Consider the following 16,861-nt stretch of genomic DNA (forward strand, 5'->3'; position numbering starts at 1 on the left):
GGCATGTCGCGCATCTCGGTGACGAAGCGCAGCAGTTCCTTGTAGACGCGTTCACCGACCCGCTTGTCGACGAACCGCGGGGTCCAGCCGGGGGCGCCGCCCTGCACGGCGTCCATCACCTGGTCGTTGTGGAGGACGAGCCAGTCGTGGGCGCGTACGCAGATGAGGTCGACGGCCCGTTTGTGGCCGCCTTGCGCGACGATGCCCTCCAGCATCTTCCCGATCCGCGGGGCGATCTCCGCCGAGTCGGCCCGCCGGTTGATGGCCTCCCCGACGATGGCCTGCACATCGGAGTCGCGCAGCACGGCGAGGGCGCCCCGCAGCGCGGTGGACAGTTCCGCGGTGACCCGGTCGGCATGCTCCGGCTCGGCGAGCCAGGCACCGAGGCGGCTGCCGATGCCGACGGCACGCAGACGTTGTCGTACGACCTCGTGCGACAGGAAGTTCTCGCCGACGAACTCCCCCAGGGAGACGCCCAGCTGGTCCTTCTTGGTCGGGATGATCGCGGTGTGCGGGATGCGCAGGCCGAGCGGATAGCGGAACAGGGCGGTGACGGCGAACCAGTCGGCGAGCGCACCGACCATGCCCGCCTCGGCCGCCGCCGCGACATACCCGGCCCAGGCGCCGGCGCCCGCGTGGGACGCCCATTCGGCGAGTACGTAGATGACGGCGACCAGGAGCAACAGGCCGGTGGCCGTCATCTTCATCCGGACGACGCCGCGGCGTTTCTCCTCGTCGGCGGCGCTGTAGTAACCCATGGCCCGGTTACTGGTCCGGCCGTTGGTCCTGTCCCCGGCCCGATCACCGGTCCGGTTAGGGGCGCGGACCGGCTGGGCACTCGGCCCTATGAGCCCGTCACGCTCGGCTTCATCCGCTTTCGTACGTTCCATCCACTCCACCCGTTCGCAGAACCCGTACCCATTGTCGCTTTCCTGCGCCCCTTTCCCTCGCCCCTCCCGACCGCGCTCCCCTCCTGACCGAACTCACCACCGAACTCATCACCACTCACCACCGAACTCATCACCGAAGTCACCACAGAACTCCCGACCGAACCCCTGACTGACTCATGGCCGGATTTCCACCGACTTCTGACTGACTTCCGACGACTCCTCCCTTCCTGACCGACTCCTGGAACGGAACAGGAGTTCCCGGCGTCTTCCGTTCGGGGGTTCGAGACAGGCCGGGGGGGTCTGTCGGTTTCTTCTCCTGCCATGCCTCATCATGAGGTGATCACATCGGAGCCTGAGGCTCCCACTGCCATAGGAGACCTGCACCGCATGACCAAGCGCCACGGTTATGCCCTGCTGTCGGCGGTCATCGCCATGATCGTGGCCGTTTCCGCGGCCATCTACGTCGGAGTCGGCTTCGACGACGGCGCCGCCCGGGACACGCTGGCGGGCGGCCGGGGCCCGCAGAACAACCCGGCGGCTCCCGCGTCCACCGGCGTCTGGGTCGGCGCCTGGTCGACGGCCCCGGCCGGTGCCGAGCCGGGCACCGAGACGCAGGGCATGGCGGGCCGTTCCGTACGCAATGTCGTGCACGCGGGCGTGGGGGGCACCGCGGCGCGCGTCACCCTGTCGAACCTGTACGGACAGCAGCCGCTCAACATCACGCACGCCTCGATCGCCGTGGCGGCCACCGCGAACAACGCCGCCGCTGCCGCCGACACCATGCGCCGGCTGACCTTCGGCGGCAACCCCTCGGTGATCGTGCCGCCCGGGCAGCAGGTGGTCAGCGATGCGGCACGACTGCTGATCCCGCACAACACAGACATCCTGGTGACCACGTACTCGCCCACACCGTCCGGGCCGGTCACCTACCACCCGACGGCGCGGCAGATCTCGTACACCGCGCAGGGCGACCGCACGGAGGACGTGACCGGGGTGCCGTACGCCGCTCAGACGCGGGCCTGGCGCTACCTGACCGCGGTGGACGTGCTGAGCAACGAGTCCGAGGGCACGGTCGTCGTGATCGGCGACTCGCTCACCGACGGCGTGACCGCCTCCATGGGCGAAAACCGGCGCTGGACCGACGCCCTCGCCGGCCGGCTGCGCGACCGCGCCCGCGACCGCGACGCGTCGGACGGGCCCCGCTACAGCGTCATCAACCAGGGCATCAGCGGAAACCGCCTGCTGGCCGGCGGCGGAGGCCGTCCCGCCGGGAACCCGAGCGGACTGAACCGCTTCGACCGCGACGTCCTCGGCCGCACCAACGTCAAGGCCGTCGTCATCGCCCTCGGCGTCAACGACATACTGCGCACCCCGCACGTGACCGACGCGGACAAGATCACCGCCGGCCTGCGCGAGCTGACGCGGCGGGCCCACGACCGCGGACTGCGCGTCATCGGCGCGACCCTCATGCCCTTCCAGGGCCACCGCGGCTACCGCCCCCACCTCGAAGCCACCCGCCAGGCCGTCAACGCCCAGATCCGCTCCGGCGACATCTTCGACGACTACGTCGACTTCGACGAGGCCCTACGCGACCCGTACAACCCACGCCGCCTCAACCCCCTGTACGACTCGGGCGACCACCTCCACCCGAGCGACCGGGGCTACAAGGAGATGGCGAAGAAGTTCGACCTGGACATGCTCAAGGGGGCGGCTCCGGCGGAGCTGTGAGGCTGAGGGCTGCGCCCTGAGGCCTACTCCCAATCCCGCCGGCGGCGCCGCTCGTCACGCTCGTCCTGACGAGCCCGCCGCCGGCCCTCCCGCTCCTCTCGATGCTGACGCATCAACTCCCGATGCTGCTCCATCGCATCCCGGTGGATGGACCGGGCCTGGTCCAGCGCGTCCCGGTGAGCGGAGGACGCGGAGGACCGCCCCTCCAGCTCCTCCAACTCGTCCTGCTCCCCTTGGCGGCCGGCCTTCCGCTCAAGCTTCTCCTGACGCCGCTGCTCCTTGATCCGCTGCCGCTCCGCGCGGGTGAGCTTGCGTTCGGCGCTGACGCCGCCCCAGAAGGCGAAGCCCGTCACGATCACGCGCGGGGCGCCGGGATCGCCCGGTACGTAGTCCGAAAGGTGATCGAAACCGCCCATGATGCCGATGCCGCGGACGTCGACCTCGACGCCGGGCGGCACGATGACCTCTATGCCGCCCATGATCGCGACGCAGTTGATGACGATCTCGCGGTCCGCGAAGTCCGCCTCGCGCAGGTCGATGGTGCCGCCGCCCATGAACGCGACCGCGGTGAACCGCTTCGGCACGGTCCAGCGCCCCTTGCGCTCGAACCCCGACAGGATCGCGACGCCTGCCTGGGACGAGCCCTCCCCGCCGACGATCCGGCCCGCCCAGTCACCCGACCCCTCGGGCTGCTTGACCATCGACACCGGAGAAGGCGGCGTCACCCCGGCGACGGGCAGATCGCGGGTGATCGGCGCCAGTTCCCCGTAGGTACGGGCCTTGTACGTCGCGTCGAGCCGTTCCTCGAACTCCTCCATGTCGAGGCGGCCCTCGGCGACGGCCTCCCTGAGCACTTCGGCGACTCGTTCACGGTCTGTGTCTGAGGCCCGCAATTCGGGGACTTCTTCGGTCATGTAACGAAGCCTACGAGGTTGCCTTCTCCGCGTACATGCGGCTGATGACGGCCTCGATGTCCGGTTCCCGTACCGAGAGGTCGACCAGCGGATACTCGGCGGCGATCCGCGCGACGAGCGGCGCCGCCGACGCCGAGGCCGGGAAGGCGAGCCACTGCCGGGGCCCGTCGATCTTCACCACGCGGGCCGCATCGACCTCGATGGGCGGCAGTTCGCGCTCCAGGTCCACCACGAGGGTGCGTTCGCCGTCGCCGATCTCGTGCAGCCCGGTGAGCGGGCCGTCGTACATCATGCGCCCGTGATCGATGACCATCACGCGCGAGCAGAGCTGCTCGATGTCGGAGAGGTCGTGGGTGGTGAGCAGCACGGTCGTCGACCGTTCGGTGTTCAACTCCCGCAGGAACTCCCGCACCCTCGCCTTGCTGATCACGTCGAGCCCGATCGTCGGCTCGTCGAGGTAGAGCACCTCGGGGTCGTGCAGCAGCGCCGCCGCGATGTCACCGCGCATCCGCTGCCCGAGGGAGAGCTGCCGCACCGGGACGTCCAACAAGGCGCCCAGATCGAGGAGTTCGACAAGCCGGTCGAGGTTCTCGCGGTAACGGGCGTCCGGGATCCGGTACATGCGGTGCATCAGCTTGTACGAGTCGATCAGCGGGAGGTCCCACCACAGCGTCGTACGCTGCCCGAACACCACCCCGATACGGTGCGCGAGCCGCGTCCGCTCGCGGGACGGATCGATGCCCGCGACCCGCAGCCGTCCGCCGCTCGGCGTGAGGATCCCCGTCAGCATCTTGATCGTCGTCGACTTGCCCGCACCGTTCGGCCCGATGTAGCCGACCATCTCGCCGCGCGCCACGGTGAAGGAGATCGAGTCGACGGCCCGTACCTGGTGCCGCTCCCGGCGCAGGAAGCCGGTCTTCTTGCGTACGTCGAAGACCTTCTCGACGCGGTCGAGCTCGATGAAGCCTTCGGTCAGAGCATCTGTCACTGGCTATCTCCCTCTAGCTCCCTGTACTCCGGTACGAGCGAAGCCCCGCCCGCCACACCACACCCGCCAGCCCGCAGCACACCCCGGCGGCGAGCGGCGACATGTACGTCACCCATGTCGGCAGGTCGAGCGGATACGGCCGCCCCAGCACGTAGGACGCGGGCAGCCAGTTGACGAAGGCGAGCGGCAGCACGAAGGTCACCCCGCGTACGAGGTCCTTCCCGAACAGCGTCGGGGGGTACTGCAGCATCGTGGTGCCGCCGTACGTGAACGCGTTCTGCACCTGGGCGGCGTCCTGCGCCAGGAACTGGAAGGCGGCGCCCGCGACGAAGATCGCCCCGAAGATCAGCGCGCCGCTGACCAGCATCACCGGCACCAGCAGCGCCTTCGGCACGGTCCAGTCGACGTCGACGGCGAACAGCGCCCAGCCCAGCACCAACGACCCCTGAATGACCCGGCCGAAGCGGCGCAGCGGGAACTGGTCGGCGGCGACCTGCGCGAGCACCGGAACGGGACGTACCAGCAGCGTGTCGAACGACCCGTCGCGGATCCGGGCGCCCAGGACCTCCGACGAGCCGAGCAGCAGGTCCGTGATTCCGAACGCCGTGGCGGACAGGCCGTACAGGAAGGCCACCTCGGGCAGCGTCCAGCCGCCGAGCGAGTCGACCTGCGAGAACATCAGCAGGATGCCGACGAAGTCCATCCCGGACAGCAGCAGGTTGCCGATGACCGTGACGACGAAGGAGGTGCGGTACGTCATACCGGCCCGGATCCACATCCCGGCGATCAGCAGGTAGGCCCGCAGACCTTCCGCGACCCTGGAGCCGGCCGTCGACGCCGGTGTGGATGTGGATACGGTCATGGATGCCGCCGTGGAAGCGACCTTGGACGCCTCACCCACCCTGCACCACCACCCTCCGCGTAGCCGCCGACTGCAACAGCCGCCCCGCCGCCAGCAGTGCCACAGCCCACGCCGCCTGGAACACGTACGCCCCGAGCGCGTCGGCCTCCCCCATCAGCACATCCGCCGGTATCTGGAGCTGCGCCGCCCACGGCAACGCCTGGACCACATCGCCGAGCGCACCCGGGAAGGCGTTCAGCGGCAGGGTCATGCCCGAGCAGAAGATACCCATGACCATCAGCGCCTGCGTGACGCCTCTGCCGTCCATCAGCCAGAACACGCTCAACGCCGCCAGATAGCGGATCCCGAAGCTGACGACCGCCGCCAGCAGCAGGGCGACCAGGAACGCCGCCCAGGTGCCGAAATCCCCCGGCAGGGCCATCGGGAAGAACAGCGCACCGAAGACGAACGGGATCACGCCCCGCCCCACGAACTGGAACAGCATCCGCCCCAAGTCGCTGGCCAGCCACCACAGTTGGAGATCGGCCGGCCGGTACAGATCGATCGCGATCTCACCGGTGCGGATGCGCTCCATCAGCTCGGTCTCGAAGCCCCCGCTCTGGATGGCCAGCGCCGCGAACAGCGCCTGCCCCAGCCACACATACGTCACGGCCTGCGCCTGGTCGTACCCGCCCAGATCCGGCCGCTCGTCCCACAGCGCCAGATACGTGTAGACGAGGATCACGCCGAAGACAGTGTTGGTGAACACCCCCGCCGCCGTGGCCACCCGGTACGTCGCGTACCGCCGGAAACTCCCCACCGCGACGGCCGCGTACAACCGCCCCGCACCCACGACCACACCCCTCCCGCGCACGCACCCGCGCACCCGCCCGCCAGACACCGAAGCGCAGGAGCCTAGTCCCAGGGCCGTACCCCGTGCCAGGCATTTTCTGTGACCAAACCGTGCGCCTCGTGCCGGGAACGCAACGCACGGTGCAAGAGTCTTCAACAGGGGGCAACAGAGAGCGAACGATGGCGTACAGGCACGTACGCCGCGAAACGGGAGTCCGGCACCACATGAACGACCAGCCGCAGCAGCAGCCAGAGCCGCAGCAGCCGAGCACCGCACGCCCGCGGCGGCGCACCGGCTGGCGCCGGCTGATCCCGACCTGGCGGATGGTGCTCGGCACCTTCGTCGGCGTAGTCCTCCTGCTGATCGGCCTGTTCGCGCTCGGCTACTTCCTGGTCGAGATCCCCGCGGCGAACGCGGCCGCGACGAAGCAGAGCAACGTCTACCTGTACGCGGACGGCAGCCGACTCGCCCGCGACGGCGAGGTCAACCGGGAGAACGTCACGCTCGCCCGGATCTCCAAGGACACCCAGCACGCCGTGCTCGCCGCCGAGGACCGGGACTTCTACACCGAGTCCGCCGTCGACCCCCAGGCCATGATCCGCGCCGCCTGGAACACCGTCACCGGCAAGGGAAAACAGTCCGGCTCGACGATCACCCAGCAGTACGTCAAGAACTACTACCTGGCGCAGGAGCAGACGGTCACCCGGAAGATCAAGGAGTTCTTCATCTCCATCAAGCTCGACCGCGAGGTCAGCAAGGACGAGATCCTCGAGGGCTACCTGAACACCAGCTTCTTCGGCCGCAACGCCTACGGCATCCAGGCCGCCGCCCAGGCCTACTACGACGTCGACGCCAAGGACCTCACGGCCGCCCAGGGCGCGTACCTCGCCTCGCTCCTCAACGCGCCCAGCAAGTACGACGTGACCGCGCACCCCGAGAACAGGCCGGCGGTCGTGGACCGCTGGAACTATGTACTCGACGGCATGGTCGAGAAGAAGTGGCTGACGCCCTTGGAGCGGGCCGGACTGGAGTTCCCGGCGCCCAAGGAGGCCAAGGGCTCCGCCGGACTGTCCGGGCAGCGCGGCTATCTCGTACAGGCCGTCAAGGACTACCTGACCGGCGGCGAGATCATCGACGAGGAAACCCTCGCCACCGGCGGCTACCGCATCACCACCACCATCCAGAAGGACAAGCAGAACGCCTTCGTCAAGGCCGTCGACGACCAGGTGATGGACCAGCTCGACAAGAAGAGCCGCAAGATCGACCGCAACGTCCGCGCCGGCGGCGTCTCCATCGACCCGGCCACCGGCAAGGTCGTCGCCATGTACGGCGGCATCGACTACACCAAGCAGTACGTCAACAACGCCACCCGTCGCGACTACCAGGTCGGCTCCACCTTCAAGCCGTTCGTGTTCGCCTCCGCCGTGCAGCACGGCTCGACCACCCAGGACGGCCGCCTCATCACCCCGAACACGATCTACGACGGCACGAGCGAGCGGCCCGTCGAAGGCTGGCAGGGCGGCAGGTACGCACCCGAGAACGAGGACCACACCTCGTACGGCCAGATCCCGGTCCGCGAAGCCACCGACAAGTCCGTCAACGCCGTGTACGCACAGATGGCCGTGGACGTCGGCCCCGACAACGTCGTGCAGACCGCCATCGACCTGGGCATCCCGTCGTCCACCCCCGACCTGACGGCCTCCCCCTCCATCGCCCTCGGCCCGGCCACCGCGAGCGTCCTCGACATGGCGGAGGCCTACGCCACCCTCGCCAACCACGGCAAACACGGCCGGTACTCACTCGTCTCCGACATCACCAAGGACGGCACCGAGGACGCCGTCACCCTGCCCTCCCGCGACACAGGCGAACGGCAGGCCGTCAGCCGCGAAGCCGCCGACACCACGACAGAGGTCCTGCGAGGCGTCGTCGAGGGCGGCACCGCCACCGCCGCACAGGCCGCGGGCCGACCCGCCGCAGGGAAGACCGGCACCGCGGAGGAGGACCAGGCTGCCTGGTTCGCCGGCTACACCCCCGACCTCGCCACCGTCGTCGCCATCATGGGCCAGAACCCGAAAACGGGCGCCCACACCCCCCTGTACGGAGCACTCGGCCAGGCCCGCATCAACGGCGGCGGCTACCCCGCGCAGATCTGGGCCCAATACACCCAGGACGCCCTCGAGGGCACGGACGTCAAGGACTTCGACCTCCAGGTCCAAGAGGGCGCGGACGAGGAGGAGTTCCCGACGGAGGAGCCCTGGGAGGAGTCGCCCTGGGACAGGGGCGAGGAGGACAGGGGCGAGGAGGACAGCGGCGGCACGACGGACGGCATGGACGGCCCAGGCGGGCCGGGCGGCGCGGACGGCGGAAACGGCGAGGACGGCGGGACGACCACCGGCGGCGAGGAGACCCCCGTCGAGCCCCCGGCCCCGACGGCCCCGGACCAGCCGAGCGGCGGCACGACGACCGACGGCGGTACGGCGTCCACGGGCGGAACGGACGGAGGAAAGCCGACGGTCGGCGGCACGACGGATGGAGGTACGTCTTCGACGGGCGGCGGCACGACGGACGGGGGCGGGGTCACGTGGGGCAGGACGGATGGAGGCGTGACCTTCAGAAGCGCCGAATAGCTGCCGGCCCCCTGACTACATACGGGCCCACGGGCTGGCTACAGGTACAACCCCGTCGAGTCCTCGGACCCCTCGAACCGGTCCGCCGCCACCGCATGCAGATCCCGCTCGCGCATCAGCACGTACGGGACGCCACGCACCTCGACCTCGGCGCGGTCCTCCGGGTCGAACAGGACACGGTCGCCCGGCTCCACGGCCCGTACGTTCTGCCCGACCGCGACGACCTCGGCCCAGGCGAGCCGACGGCCCACCGCCGCGGTCGCCGGAATCAGGATCCCGCCACCGGAACGGCGCTCGCCCTCGGTGGTGTCCTGCCGCACGAGCACACGGTCGTGCAGCATCCGGATGGGCAGCTTGTCGTGATGGGTGTTCGCACTCACGCTCTTGAACCTACCTGGCTTTGCGCGGCCCGTACGCGGGAGGGGTCGGGCCGGGGTTCAGCGCCTGCGGCGCCGGGAGCCCGAGGAACCTCGCCGAGAACCGACGGCGGCGCCGCGCCGGGAACCCACGGCGAGCAGCCCGACGACCCCGACCACCACCAGCGCCACCGGCACGATGCGCTCGAGCCGAGGCGCGCCCTCCTCGTTGACCAGCTGGCCCCGCACATCGCTGACCATGCGGTTCACGCCGACATAGGCGCGGCCGACGGTGTGGTCGATGTTCGAGACGACCTTGGCCTTCGCGTCGCCGACGATCGTCTTCGGGTGCACCCGCGCGCCGATCTCGTCGAGCGTCTCGGCGAGGGTCTCGCGACGGCGCTTGATGTCCGCCTCGATCTGCGCCGGAGTTCTGATGTCCGGCGTGCTCGACGTATCCGACACCGCGCTGCCTCCAAGGTCGTATGGGGTCATCTGTCCTGGCCGACAGTCTGTCAGCTCCGCTGACCGGACACCCCCCGGGCACCCCCATTACGCTCGGGTCCGTATCCACCACCCCGCAAGGAGACCGAACCGAGATGAGCGAGCGACTCCAGCCCGGCGACACCGCCCCCGCCTTCACCCTCCCCGACGCCGACGGCAACGAGGTCTCCCTGGCCGACCACAAGGGCCGCAAGGTCATCGTCTACTTCTACCCCGCCGCCCTCACCCCCGGCTGCACCAAGCAGGCCTGCGACTTCACGGACAACCTCGACGCCCTGGCATCCGCCGGCTACGACGTCATCGGCATCTCCCCCGACAAGCCGGAGAAGCTGGCGAAGTTCCGCGAGAAGGAATCCCTCAAGGTCACCCTGGCCGGCGACCCCGACAAGACGGTCATCGAGTCCTACGGCGCCTACGGCGAGAAGAAGAACTACGGCAAGACGTACATGGGCGTCATCCGCTCCACGATCGTCGTCGACGAGGAGGGCAAGGTCGAACGCGCCCTGTACAACGTGCGGGCGGCCGGCCATGTCGCCAAGATCATCAAGGACTTGGGGATCTGAGGCGCGTACCTCTTCCCGCACGAGCGGCCCGTACCGGTGAGATCCGGCACGGGCCGCTGTGCATTCCGGGCGTGACTGTCCGATTAGCGGTTCGTTACTCCGTGCGAGGCCACGAACGGGTGGCCGGGAACGGAGGGGAACCATGGGGGCAAGTCCGTACACCAGGGAGCGCCTGGAAGAGGCGGCGAGTTCGTCGCGGACGTTGTCGGAGGCGTTGGGGAAGTTGGGGGTGGATCCGGGAAGTTCGACCCGGCACTACGTCCGGGAGCGACTGAAGAAGCTAGGGGTAGACACGTCCCACTTCGAGCGGGATGGCGCGAGGTGGACCAGGGAAGTGCTCCAGGTGGCGGTCTCTGCGTCGACGAACATGTGCGAAGTGCTGCGCCATCTTGGGTTGGAGGTCGTCGGAGGGCACCACACGCATATCAGCCGACGTATCAAGGCGCACGGCATCGACACCTCGCACTTCCAGGTGCCGCCGCGAGGTGGCGACGTCAGGCGTCGTCGGACGCCAGCAGCCGTGCTCGTCGAACTGCCGGAGGCTCAGGCCCGGCGTGTCCCAAGCGATCGCCTCAAGCGAGCGCTGCTCGCGCAGGGTATGGAGGAGTGCTGCGCCCTCTGCGGGGTCGAGGCGGTGTGGCGGGGGCAACCGCTGCCGCTCGAGGTCGACCACATCGACGGCAACTGGCGCAATAACCGCATCGACAACCTGCGCTTCCTCTGCCCCAACTGTCATTCCACAACGGACACTTACCGGGGGCGCGGCACGGGTCGTGGCAAGGGTGCCCGATGAGCAGCGGTGTGCAGTACACCCGCGAGCGGCTGGAGGACGCCGCCGCACAGTGCTCCGACATCGACGAGGTCATCGCCTTCCTCGGCACGAGGCCATACGCCACCCTCCGGCGGTACCTCATGAAGCGATTCACTGACTTCGGCATCGACGTATCGCATTTCAGCCCCCACGGCAGACGCCCACGCCCCACGTACGCCGAACTGCGTGGGGCGGTCGCCGAGTCGGCGTCACTCACAGAAGTGCTGCGGCGCTTGGATCGCCCCGACAACCACTGGCAACGTGCGCTGCTGCGTCAGTGGACCGCCGAAGAGGGCATCTCAACAGCCCACTTCCTCGGGCAGGGTCACCGACGTGGCAAGCGGAGCCACAACGCCAAGGGTCCCGAGGACATCCTGGTCCGGCACGAGGGCAAGCGCCGGACAGGCACCGCGCTGCTACGTCGCGCTCTCCGGGAGGTCGGAGTACCGGAACGGTGCGCAGATTGCGGAGTCGGGTCCGAGTGGCTCGGCAAGCCCATGACCCTGGAGATCGATCACATCAACGGCGACTGGAGCGACAACCGCCGCGAGAACCTCCGGTTGCTGTGCCCCAACTGCCACGCGATCACTGACACCTGGTGCAGGGGAGGCAACAGGCCGCGAACTACTCCCGGTACGATGGCAGGCGTCTAGCGGCGGTGGCGCAACGGCGACGCAGCAGACTTAGGATCTGTGGCCCTTGAACGGGCTTGAGGGTTCGAATCCCTTCCGCCGCACACGAACGGCCTGCGAATCGAAGGATCGGTACGCAGGCCGTTACCGTGTGCACGTCAGCCCACCATCTCCCGCAACACCGGCACCAGCCCCCGAAACGCCTTCCCCCGATGGCTGATCTCGTTCTTCTCCTCGGGGGACATCTCCGCGCACGTTCTCGTGTCGCCGTCCGGCTGGAGGATCGGGTCGTAGCCGAAGCCATGGGTGCCGGCCGGTTCGCGGCGGAGGGTGCCGCGGAGGCGGCCCTCGACCACGCGTTCCGTTCCGTCCGGGAGGGCGAGGGCGGCGGCGCAGGTGAAGTGGGCGGCTCGGTGTTGGTCGGGGACGTCGCTCAGCTGGTCGAGGAGGAGGGTGAGGTTGGCGCGGTCGTCGCCGTGGGAGCCGGACCAGCGGGCGGAGAAGATGCCGGGGGCGCCGCCGAGTACGTCGACGCAGAGGCCGGAGTCGTCGGCGACGGCGGGGAGGCCGGTGGCCTGGGCGAGGGCGTGGGCCTTGAGGAGGGCGTTCTCGGCGAAGGTGACGCCGGTTTCCTTGACGTCGGGGATGTCGGGGTAGGCGTCCGCGCAGACCAGGTCGTGGTGGAGGTCGGCGGCGGCGAGGATCGCCTTGAGCTCGGTGAGCTTTCCGTGGTTGCGGGTGGCGAGGATCAGGCGGGTCATGGCTCTCACAGTAGTCAGGTCATGAGTGGGGGGCGCTCCTCTTGTTCAGGGCGCCCCCCAGTCCCGTAACCCTGGGATCTCCTACGACGTGCAGACCTTCGTGAGTTCGCCTGCGGCGTCCGTGACCGGGCTGATGTCCGGTGTCTCGTCGCCGTTCTTGATGGAGTCGCGGACGTTGGTGACGGCTGCCTGGAGGTCGTCGACGGCCTTGTTGACGTCGGTGTCCTCGGTTTTGTCGCCGATCTCGTTGAGGTTCTTGTCGATGGAGTCGAGCGCTTCGTCGGTCTGCGTGGGGTCGTTCGCCGCGTTCTCGACGGCCTGCTGGAGGTCGGTGACGCTGTCGGCGATGGCGTCGGCGGTCCTGGCGCAGTCCAGCGCCTTGTTGACGGCGTCGCAGCCGGTGGTGAGTCCGGCGGTCAGCGCGACGGCTGCCACTGCGGAGGCGATGGTGATACTGCGACGTCGCGGGCGTCGGCTCGCGGCCATGGAACGGTCCTCCCGTTGCTTTGCGGGCCTCGGGGGCCCCGTGTGGTGCGGCGGGGCGTACGGCGGTGTGCCGTGCGCCCGTACTGGTAGGGACGCGGGGACCGCTGCCGTGGTTGCCTGCGGCGTGCGGCCCCTCCAAGTGCGGACTTGGTGCGTCCTTTACCTTTCGAGGACCGTATCAAGTGCCTTGCGCTGTACGACAGCGAGTTCTTCGCAGCCTGAAACGGCAAGGTCGAGCAGGGAGTTGAGTTCTTCGCGGGCGAAGGGTTCGGCTTCCGCGGTGCCCTGGACTTCGACGAAGCGTCCGTCGCCGGTGCAGACGACGTTCATGTCGGTGTCGGCGCGTACGTCTTCCTCGTAGCAGAGGTCGAGGAGGGGTACGCCGCCGACGATGCCGACGGAGACGGCGCTGACGGTGCCGGTGAGGGGCTGGCGGCTGGCCCTGATGAGCTTTTTGGCGCGGGCCCAGGAGATGGCGTCGGCGAGGGCTACGTAGGCGCCGGTGATGGCGGCGGTGCGGGTGCCGCCGTCGGCCTGGAGTACGTCGCAGTCGAGGACGATGGTGTTCTCGCCGAGTTGCTTGTAGTCGATGACGGCGCGCAGGGAGCGGCCGATGAGGCGGCTGATCTCGTGCGTACGGCCGCCGATCTTGCCGCGTACGGATTCGCGGTCGCCGCGGGTGTTGGTGGCGCGGGGCAGCATGGAGTACTCGGCGGTGACCCAGCCTTCGCCGCTGCCTTTGCGCCAGCGCGGGACGCCTTCGGTGACGGAGGCGGTGCAGAAGACCTTGGTGTCGCCGAAGGAGATGAGGACGGAGCCTTCGGCGTGCTTGCTCCAGCCGCGCTCGATGGTGATGGGGCGGAGCTGCTCGGGCGTGCGGCCGTCGATTCGTGACATGGCGATGAGCCTAGCGGCCCGAACGGGAGGGGCCGCCTCCGGTAAACGAAAGCGGTCCCTCAGGCCGGCTGGAGCGCGAGCGAGGCGGCCGGGTCATGCTGGTGTCCGGCGGCTCACATCATGTCTTCGATGTCGGCCGCGATGGGGTCGGCGTCGGTGCCGATGACGACCTGGATCGCGGTGCCCATCTTCACGACGCCGTGTGCGCCGGCGGCTTTGAGGGCGGTCTCGTCGACCAGGTTCGCGTCCACGACCTCGGTGCGGAGGCGGGTGATGCAGCCCTCGACCTCTTCGATGTTGTCGATGCCGCCGAGCCCGGCGACGATCTTCTCAGCCTTGGTGGCCATGTCGTTCTCCCCTGATCCGGTTGACCCGGTTGATCTGGTTGATCTGGTTGATCTGGTTGATCTGGTTGGTCCGGCTCGATGTGCCGTGTTGCCGCTGCGCCGCAGTAACTCACAGGTCTACACCTGTTGGCAACGGCCGGCGAACACGGGGCTGGCGAGAAACGAAAACACGGGTTCCTTATCCGCCCTTGACCGTGCTACAACAGGTCTACACCACTGAGTGGTTTAGACCAGGCGGCCGATGGATCATGGGTCGCTCGCATATCGCTCCCATGTCGCTCCGTCGCTCCCATACGGAGACACCACCGTCCCCCCAGGACTCCAGGAGGAAGTTGTGTCCACGGCCACCGCCGCCGCTCCCCCGGCCGGCAAGAAGAAGGGTTCCGGCGCGATGGCTGTCATGCAGCGCATCGGCCGCAGCCTGATGCTGCCTGTCGCCGTCCTGCCCGCAGCAGCGCTCCTGGTGCGCCTCGGTAACACCGACATGCTAGGCCGCGAGTCGTTCCCGGAGTTCCTCACCAAGATCGCCGGCTTTATGTCGGCGGGCGGCAACGCGATCCTCGACAACATGGCACTGCTGTTCGCGGTGGGCATCGCGATCGGTTTCGCCAAGAAGTCGGACGGTTCGACCGCGCTCGCGGCCGTCGTCGGCTACCTGGTCTTCAAGAACGTACTGGCCACGTTCACCGACAAGAGCCTGCCGCAGGTCGCGGAGGCCGTCGACGGCAAGGTCGTGATGGTCGACGCGCCCGTGGACGCCAAGGTCCTCGGCGGTGTGGTGATGGGCATCGTCGTCGCCCTGCTGTATCAGAAGTTCTACCGGACCAAACTGCCGGACTGGGCGGGCTTCTTCGGCGGCCGCCGCCTCGTGCCGATCCTGTCCGCGTTCGCCGGCCTGCTCATCGGCATCGTCTTCGGCTACATCTGGCCGGTCCTGGGCACCGGTCTGCACAACTTCGGTGAGTGGCTGGTCGGTTCGGGCTCCGTGGGCGCGGGCATCTTCGGTGTCGCCAACCGTGCGCTGATCCCGATCGGCATGCACCACCTGCTGAACTCCTTCCCGTGGTTCCAGGCGGGCGAGTACGAGGGCAAGAGCGGTGACATCGCGCGCTTCCTGGCGGGTGACCCGAGTGCCGGCCAGTTCATGACCGGCTTCTTCCCGATCATGATGTTCGCGCTCCCGGCCGCCTGCCTGGCGATCGTGCACTGCGCCCGTCCCGAGCGCCGCAAGGTCGTCGGCGGCATGATGGTCTCGCTGGCGCTGACGTCGTTCGTCACCGGTGTCACCGAGCCGATCGAGTTCACGTTCATGTTCATCGCGCCGGTCCTGTACGCCATCCACGCCGTCCTCACCGGTGTCTCCATGGCACTGACCTGGGCGCTCGGCATGAAGGACGGCTTCGGCTTCTCAGCCGGCGCGGTCGACTTCTTCCTGAACCTCGGGATCGCGACGAATCCGTGGGGCCTGGTCCTGGTGGGCCTGTGCTTCGCCGCGGTCTACTACGTGGTCTTCCGCTTCGCGATCATCAAGTTCAACCTGCCGACTCCGGGCCGGGAGTCGGACGAGGAGCTGGCGGAGCTGCAGAAGGCGGAGGCGAAGTAGGTCACCGAGTACGTACGAGAAGGCGCCCGGAGTCGGACTCCGGGCGCCTTCTCGTACGTACGGGCTCTGGATCTCGTATACGTACGGGCTCTAGATCTCGTACGTCACTCGCGGCGTCGCCAGTTCCACCGGGCCGGTGTACGTCTCGCGGGCGTCCGCGAGGTTGACCTGGGGGTCCGTCCACGGCGGGATGTGGGTGAGGACGAGGCGGCGGGCGGCGGCGCGGGCGGCGATCTCGCCCGCCTCGCGGCCGTTGAGGTGCAGGTCGGGGATGTTCTCCTTGCCGTGGGTGAACGCGGCCTCGCACAGGAACAGGTCGGCGTCGCGGGCGAGTTCGACGAGCGGGTCGCATACGCCCGTGTCGCCGGAGTACGTGAGCGTCCGGCCGCCGTGTTCGACGCGGATGCCGTACGCCTCCACGGGGTGGCTCACCTTCTCGGTGTGCACCGAGAACGGGCCGATCTCGAAGGAGCCCGGCTTGACCGTGTGGAAGTCGAAGACCTCGCTCATGGAGGAGGCGCTGGGGGTGTCGGCGTAGGCGGTGGTGAGGCGGTGCTCGGTGCCCTCGGGGCCGTAGACCGGGATGGGGGCGGCTCGGCCGCCCTCGTGCCGGTAGTAGCGCGCCACGAAGTAGGCGCACATGTCGATGCAGTGGTCGGCGTGCAGATGGCTGAGGTAGATCGCGTCGAGGTCGTAAAGACCGCAGTGGCGCTGCAGCTCGCCTAGGGCACCGTTGCCCATGTCGAGGAGCAGCCGGAAGCCGTCGGCCTCTACGAGGTAGCTCGAGCAGGCCGATTCCGCGGACGGGAACGACCCCGAGCAGCCGACGACGGTGAGCTTCATAAAGCAGAAACCTCCGCTGGCGGGGAGTGAAGACGGGGGTCGTGCGGTCCGTCGAGCGTAAGGCGCAAAACCTCCGGTCGCTCCTCCATAAGGGGGTCTTGTGGGCGAACTCACCTGCGGCGTCACTGGTTCGGGGGTGTTTCGCCCCCGCCGCCCTTACCCGTCCCATACCAAGGGGCTCCGCCCCTGGACCCCACTGGGGCTGCGCCCCCAGACC

The 16,861-nt window shown here is 68.6% G+C and carries 18 protein-coding genes and 1 tRNA gene; 7 read left to right on the top strand and 12 right to left on the bottom strand.

Annotation, left to right across the window (positions count from 1 at the left end):
• Positions 1-890, bottom strand: an 890-nt coding sequence (locus G6048_RS38790) for a DUF445 domain-containing protein (RefSeq protein WP_165344295.1), incomplete at its 3' end; no start/stop codon positions are given.
• A 387-nt stretch (positions 891-1,277) separates the two neighbouring features.
• On the opposite strand from G6048_RS38790, the gene G6048_RS48935 reads away from it, so the two are divergent.
• Complete coding sequence (locus tag G6048_RS48935; protein WP_206342673.1) at positions 1,278-2,618, top strand: SGNH/GDSL hydrolase family protein; 1,341 nt, start codon at positions 1,278-1,280, stop codon at positions 2,616-2,618.
• A gap of 23 nt (positions 2,619-2,641) precedes the next feature.
• Here G6048_RS48935 and G6048_RS38805 read toward each other — a convergent pair whose 3' ends face one another.
• Genes G6048_RS38805 through G6048_RS38820 form a run of 4 tightly spaced genes read right to left on the bottom strand, consistent with a single transcriptional unit; the run spans position 2,642 to position 6,214 of the window.
• The gene (locus tag G6048_RS38805; protein WP_165344298.1) at positions 2,642-3,532 is read right to left on the bottom strand and encodes a DUF1707 SHOCT-like domain-containing protein; all 891 of its coding nucleotides are present in this window, start codon (positions 3,530-3,532) and stop codon (positions 2,642-2,644) included.
• A 10-nt stretch (positions 3,533-3,542) separates the two neighbouring features.
• On the bottom strand, positions 3,543-4,508 hold the full coding sequence (locus G6048_RS38810) for an ABC transporter ATP-binding protein (protein WP_206342674.1): 966 nt from the start codon (positions 4,506-4,508) through the stop codon (positions 3,543-3,545).
• Between the two features lie 25 nt (positions 4,509-4,533).
• Entirely contained in the window at positions 4,534-5,382 is an 849-nt protein-coding gene (locus tag G6048_RS38815) for an ABC transporter permease (protein WP_165344300.1), read from the bottom strand.
• A 31-nt stretch (positions 5,383-5,413) separates the two neighbouring features.
• On the bottom strand, positions 5,414-6,214 hold the full coding sequence (locus G6048_RS38820; protein ID WP_165344313.1) for an ABC transporter permease: 801 nt from the start codon (positions 6,212-6,214) through the stop codon (positions 5,414-5,416).
• 224 nt (positions 6,215-6,438) lie between these two features.
• Here G6048_RS38820 and G6048_RS38825 point away from each other — a divergent pair, with 224 nt between their 5' ends.
• Positions 6,439-8,841, top strand: coding sequence for a transglycosylase domain-containing protein (locus G6048_RS38825; RefSeq protein ID WP_165344301.1), 2,403 nt, complete (start codon positions 6,439-6,441; stop codon positions 8,839-8,841).
• Between the two features lie 38 nt (positions 8,842-8,879).
• On the opposite strand, the gene G6048_RS38830 is transcribed toward G6048_RS38825, so the two are convergent.
• Positions 8,880-9,221: a GroES family chaperonin gene (locus G6048_RS38830; RefSeq protein WP_328828255.1), complete on the bottom strand. Its 342-nt coding sequence runs from the start codon at positions 9,219-9,221 to the stop codon at positions 8,880-8,882.
• Positions 9,222-9,278: 57 nt separating this feature from the next.
• Positions 9,279-9,692, bottom strand: a complete 414-nt coding sequence (locus G6048_RS38835; RefSeq protein WP_165344302.1) for a DUF3618 domain-containing protein — start codon at positions 9,690-9,692, stop codon at positions 9,279-9,281.
• 104 nt (positions 9,693-9,796) lie between these two features.
• Between G6048_RS38835 and bcp the strand changes: the two genes are divergently transcribed.
• The 4 genes from bcp (at position 9,797) to G6048_RS38855 (ending at position 11,811) form a co-directional block, all read left to right on the top strand.
• A complete protein-coding gene (gene bcp, locus G6048_RS38840; RefSeq protein WP_165344303.1) occupies positions 9,797-10,264 on the top strand; it encodes a thioredoxin-dependent thiol peroxidase in 468 nt (155 codons plus the stop codon).
• Positions 10,265-10,406: 142 nt separating this feature from the next.
• A complete protein-coding gene (locus G6048_RS38845; RefSeq protein WP_165344304.1) occupies positions 10,407-11,057 on the top strand; it encodes an HNH endonuclease signature motif containing protein in 651 nt (216 codons plus the stop codon).
• A complete protein-coding gene (locus G6048_RS38850; protein ID WP_165344305.1) occupies positions 11,054-11,728 on the top strand; it encodes an HNH endonuclease signature motif containing protein in 675 nt (224 codons plus the stop codon). The genes G6048_RS38845 and G6048_RS38850 overlap by 4 nt, the downstream gene beginning before the upstream one ends.
• Positions 11,728-11,811, top strand: a tRNA-Leu gene (locus tag G6048_RS38855). Before G6048_RS38850 ends, G6048_RS38855 begins: the two co-directional genes overlap by 1 nt.
• A gap of 54 nt (positions 11,812-11,865) precedes the next feature.
• Here G6048_RS38855 and rdgB read toward each other — a convergent pair.
• The 4 genes from rdgB to G6048_RS38875 all read right to left on the bottom strand — a co-directional run bounded on the left by rdgB (position 11,866) and on the right by G6048_RS38875 (position 14,198).
• Positions 11,866-12,468: an RdgB/HAM1 family non-canonical purine NTP pyrophosphatase gene (rdgB, locus tag G6048_RS38860; RefSeq protein ID WP_165344306.1), complete on the bottom strand. Its 603-nt coding sequence runs from the start codon at positions 12,466-12,468 to the stop codon at positions 11,866-11,868.
• An 81-nt stretch (positions 12,469-12,549) separates the two neighbouring features.
• Positions 12,550-12,954, bottom strand: coding sequence for a hypothetical protein (locus G6048_RS38865; RefSeq protein ID WP_165344307.1), 405 nt, complete (start codon positions 12,952-12,954; stop codon positions 12,550-12,552).
• Between the two features lie 159 nt (positions 12,955-13,113).
• A complete protein-coding gene (gene rph / locus G6048_RS38870; protein ID WP_165344308.1) occupies positions 13,114-13,851 on the bottom strand; it encodes a ribonuclease PH in 738 nt (245 codons plus the stop codon).
• Between the two features lie 113 nt (positions 13,852-13,964).
• Positions 13,965-14,198, bottom strand: a complete 234-nt coding sequence (locus G6048_RS38875; protein WP_165344309.1) for a glucose PTS transporter subunit EIIB — start codon at positions 14,196-14,198, stop codon at positions 13,965-13,967.
• Between the two features lie 391 nt (positions 14,199-14,589).
• Here G6048_RS38875 and G6048_RS38880 point away from each other — a divergent pair, with 391 nt between their 5' ends.
• Positions 14,590-15,801 (top strand): PTS transporter subunit EIIC, encoded by a 1,212-nt coding sequence (locus G6048_RS38880; RefSeq protein ID WP_206342676.1) that lies wholly within the window; start codon positions 14,590-14,592, stop codon positions 15,799-15,801.
• Positions 15,802-15,891: 90 nt separating this feature from the next.
• On the opposite strand, the gene G6048_RS38885 is transcribed toward G6048_RS38880, so the two are convergent.
• Positions 15,892-16,644 carry an MBL fold metallo-hydrolase gene (locus tag G6048_RS38885; protein WP_165344311.1) on the bottom strand — a complete coding sequence of 251 codons (753 nt, stop codon included), beginning with the start codon at positions 16,642-16,644 and terminating at the stop codon, positions 15,892-15,894.
• Between the last annotated feature and the right edge of the window lie 217 nt (positions 16,645-16,861).

The organism is Streptomyces ureilyticus (genome assembly GCF_011045025.1).
Classification (GTDB): Bacteria; Actinomycetota; Actinomycetes; order Streptomycetales; family Streptomycetaceae; genus Streptomyces; species Streptomyces ureilyticus.

Excerpts from the sequence above, each read along its gene's own strand:
- G6048_RS38825 (WP_165344301.1), top strand. The coding sequence starts at position 6,439 with ATGAACGACCAGCCGCAGCAGCAGCCAGAGCCGCAGCAGCCGAGCACC.
- bcp (WP_165344303.1), top strand. The coding sequence starts at position 9,797 with ATGAGCGAGCGACTCCAGCCCGGCGACACCGCCCCCGCCTTCACCCTC.
- G6048_RS48935 (WP_206342673.1), top strand. The coding sequence starts at position 1,278 with ATGACCAAGCGCCACGGTTATGCCCTGCTGTCGGCGGTCATCGCCATG.
- G6048_RS38885 (WP_165344311.1), bottom strand. The coding sequence starts at position 16,644 with ATGAAGCTCACCGTCGTCGGCTGCTCGGGGTCGTTCCCGTCCGCGGAA.
- G6048_RS38880 (WP_206342676.1), top strand. The coding sequence starts at position 14,590 with ATGGCTGTCATGCAGCGCATCGGCCGCAGCCTGATGCTGCCTGTCGCC.
- G6048_RS38815 (WP_165344300.1), bottom strand. The coding sequence starts at position 5,382 with ATGACCGTATCCACATCCACACCGGCGTCGACGGCCGGCTCCAGGGTC.
- G6048_RS38805 (WP_165344298.1), bottom strand. The coding sequence starts at position 3,532 with ATGACCGAAGAAGTCCCCGAATTGCGGGCCTCAGACACAGACCGTGAA.
- G6048_RS38835 (WP_165344302.1), bottom strand. The coding sequence starts at position 9,692 with ATGACCCCATACGACCTTGGAGGCAGCGCGGTGTCGGATACGTCGAGC.
- G6048_RS38850 (WP_165344305.1), top strand. The coding sequence starts at position 11,054 with ATGAGCAGCGGTGTGCAGTACACCCGCGAGCGGCTGGAGGACGCCGCC.
- G6048_RS38875 (WP_165344309.1), bottom strand. The coding sequence starts at position 14,198 with ATGGCCACCAAGGCTGAGAAGATCGTCGCCGGGCTCGGCGGCATCGAC.
- G6048_RS38865 (WP_165344307.1), bottom strand. The coding sequence starts at position 12,954 with ATGGCCGCGAGCCGACGCCCGCGACGTCGCAGTATCACCATCGCCTCC.
- rdgB (WP_165344306.1), bottom strand. The coding sequence starts at position 12,468 with ATGACCCGCCTGATCCTCGCCACCCGCAACCACGGAAAGCTCACCGAG.
- rph (WP_165344308.1), bottom strand. The coding sequence starts at position 13,851 with ATGTCACGAATCGACGGCCGCACGCCCGAGCAGCTCCGCCCCATCACC.
- G6048_RS38845 (WP_165344304.1), top strand. The coding sequence starts at position 10,407 with ATGGGGGCAAGTCCGTACACCAGGGAGCGCCTGGAAGAGGCGGCGAGT.